Annotated in this window: 2 protein-coding genes and 1 pseudogene; all 3 read left to right on the top strand. The window is 62.8% G+C overall.

What is annotated here, in order from left to right; genetic code table 11:
- Positions 1–231: 231 nt before the first annotated feature.
- Positions 232–519 carry an Asp-tRNA(Asn)/Glu-tRNA(Gln) amidotransferase subunit GatC gene (gene gatC, locus ACQKQA_RS30000; protein ID WP_427564761.1) on the top strand — a complete coding sequence of 96 codons (288 nt, stop codon included), beginning with the start codon at positions 232–234 and terminating at the stop codon, positions 517–519.
- Between the two features lie 17 nt (positions 520–536).
- Positions 537–1988, top strand: a complete 1452-nt coding sequence (gene gatA, locus ACQKQA_RS29995; RefSeq protein ID WP_427564760.1) for an Asp-tRNA(Asn)/Glu-tRNA(Gln) amidotransferase subunit GatA — start codon at positions 537–539, stop codon at positions 1986–1988.
- Between the two features lie 10 nt (positions 1989–1998).
- Positions 1999–2853: pseudogene (gatB, locus tag ACQKQA_RS29990) on the top strand (Asp-tRNA(Asn)/Glu-tRNA(Gln) amidotransferase subunit GatB); the annotation flags it as partial.
- Between the last annotated feature and the right edge of the window lie 83 nt (positions 2854–2936).

Below are 2936 nucleotides of genomic sequence, written 5' to 3'. Positions count from 1 at the left end.
CCAACAGGACTACGACATCCCGGTGTCGATCAACCTGCCGACCCACCTGCTCAACAGCCATGACCTGGCGGATCGCCTGTTCGACTTCGTCCTGGCGCCAATATGTTAAATTGGCCGCTTTTCTGTGCACCAATCCCCACGATCGCGGCCTATGTGACCGTAGAAAGGCGGTAGTGTTCCGACAATCCAACACGCGGACAAGGTCCGTGCTGTTTTCCACTGGAGAATCCCATGGCGCTTGAACGCTCCGACGTGGAAAAAATCGCTCATTTGGCCAGCATCAAGCTCAATGAAGGCGATCTTCCACATATCACCTCCGACCTGAACAGCATTCTCGGGCTGGTGGATGAAATGCAGGCAGTCGATACCGACGGTATCGAGCCTCTGGCCCACCCCCTGGAAGCCAGCCAGCGCCTGCGCGCAGACGTTGTGACCGAGTCCAATCATCGCGAGGCCTACCAGTCCATCGCACCGGCGGTCGAAAACGGCCTGTACCTGGTTCCGAAAGTCATCGACTAATAGGGAAAGAGCCTGCAATGCATCATATGACTCTGGCCGAGATCGCCCGCGGACTCGCCGACAAGAAGTTTTCCTCCGAAGAGCTGACCAAGACCCTGCTGGCGCGCATCACCCAGCTCGACCCACAGCTCAACAGCTTCATCAGCCTCACCGAGGATCTCGCGCTGCAGCAGGCCAAGGCCGCTGACGCCCGTCGCGCCAACGGTGAGAGCGGCGCCCTGCTCGGCGCGCCGATCGCCCACAAGGACCTGTTCTGCACCCAGGGCATCCGCACCAGCTGCGGCTCGAAGATGCTCGACAACTTCAAGGCGCCCTACGACGCCACCGTGGTCGCCAAGCTGGCCGCCGCCGGCACCGTCACCCTGGGCAAGACCAACATGGACGAATTCGCCATGGGCTCGGGCAACGAGACCAGCTATTACGGCGCGGCGAAAAACCCATGGAACCTGGAACGCGTTCCGGGCGGCTCGTCCGGTGGTTCCGCAGCCGCGGTCGCCGCGCGCTTGCTGCCTGCCGCCACCGGCACCGACACCGGCGGCTCGATCCGCCAGCCGGCGGCGCTGACCAACCTCACCGGCCTGAAGCCGACCTACGGTCGCGTTTCGCGCTGGGGCATGATCGCCTACGCCTCCAGCCTCGATCAGGGCGGCCCGCTGGCACGCACCGCCGAAGACTGTGCGATCCTGCTGCAAGGCATGGCCGGCTTCGACCCGAACGACTCCACCAGCATCGATGAGCCGGTACCGGACTACAGCACCAGCCTCAACGGCTCGCTGCAGGGCCTGCGCATCGGCGTACCCAAGGAATACTTCAGCGCCGGTCTCGACCCGCGCATCGCCGAGCTGATCCACAACAGCGTCAAGGAGCTGGAAAAGCTCGGCGCCGTGGTCAAGGAAATCAGCCTGCCGAACATGCAGCACGCCATTCCCGCGTACTACGTGATCGCGCCAGCGGAAGCCTCCTCCAACCTGTCGCGTTTCGACGGCGTGCGTTTCGGTTATCGCTGCGAGAACCCGACAAACCTGGAAGACCTGTACAAGCGCTCCCGTGGCGAAGGGTTCGGCACCGAGGTCCAGCGCCGGATCATGGTCGGCGCCTACGCGCTGTCGGCCGGCTACTACGACGCCTACTACCTGAAGGCGCAAAAGATCCGTCGCCTGATCAAGAACGACTTCATGGCTGCCTTTAATGAAGTCGACATCATCCTTGGCCCGACCACGCCGAACCCGGCCTGGAAAATCGGCGACAAGAGCAGCGACCCGGTCGCTGCGTATCTGGAAGACGTCTACACCATCACCGCCAACCTCGCGGGCCTGCCGGGCTTGTCCATGCCAGCGGGTTTCGTCGATGGCTTGCCGGTCGGCGTACAACTGCTCGCCCCGTATTTCCAGGAAGGCCGCTTGCTCAACGTTGCGCACCAGTATCAGTTGAACACTGACTGGCACACCCGCACCCCAACCGGCTTCTGAGGAGAAACACATGCAATGGGAAGTCGTGATCGGGCTGGAGATTCACACCCAGCTCACCACCAAATCGAAGATTTTCTCCGGTAGCGCCAACGCTTTCGGTGCCGAGCCCAACACCCAGGCCAGCCTGATCGACCTGGGCATGCCCGGCGTACTGCCGGTGCTGAACCAGGAAGCGGTACGCATGGCGGTCATGTTCGGCCTGGCCATCGACGCCGAGATCGGCCAGCACAACGTGTTCGCCCGCAAGAACTACTTCTACCCGGACCTGCCCAAGGGCTACCAGATCAGCCAGATGGAACTGCCGATCGTCGGCAAGGGCCACCTGGACATTCCGCTGGAAGACGGCACCGTCAAGCGTGTCGGCATCACCCGCGCGCACCTGGAAGAAGACGCCGGCAAGAGCCTGCACGAAGAGTTCAGCGGCGCCAGCGGCATCGACCTGAACCGCGCCGGCACCCCGCTACTGGAAATCGTGTCCGAACCGGACATGCGCAGCGCCAAGGAAGCCGTGGCCTACGTCAAGTCGATCCACGCCCTGGTGCGCTACCTGGGGATCTGCGACGGCAACATGGCCGAAGGCTCCCTGCGTTGCGACTGCAACGTGTCGGTCCGCCCGAAAGGCCAGGCCGAGTTCGGTACCCGCTGCGAGATCAAGAACGTCAACTCGTTCCGCTTCATCGAAAAGGCCATCAACTCGGAAATCCAGCGCCAGATCGACCTGATCGAGGACGGCGGCAAGGTCATCCAGCAAACTCGCCTGTACGACCCGAACAAGGACGAGACCCGTCCAATGCGCAGCAAGGAAGAAGCCAACGACTACCGTTACTTCCCCGACCCGGACCTGCTGCCGGTGGTCATCGAGCCCGCAGCCGGGTCAGGCGGTGCAGGTCGTCCGGCAGGCTGCTCAGGGCATTGCCGCTGAGGTTGAGGATTTCCAGCGAGTCCGCC

The organism is Pseudomonas sp. NPDC089530, assembly GCF_050280705.1.
Classification (GTDB): Bacteria; Pseudomonadota; Gammaproteobacteria; order Pseudomonadales; family Pseudomonadaceae; genus Aquipseudomonas.
This window is presented reverse-complemented; position numbering and strand designations above follow the sequence as displayed.

Excerpts from the sequence above, each read along its gene's own strand:
- gatC (WP_427564761.1), top strand. The coding sequence starts at position 232 with ATGGCGCTTGAACGCTCCGACGTGGAAAAAATCGCTCATTTGGCCAGC.
- gatA (WP_427564760.1), top strand. The coding sequence starts at position 537 with ATGCATCATATGACTCTGGCCGAGATCGCCCGCGGACTCGCCGACAAG.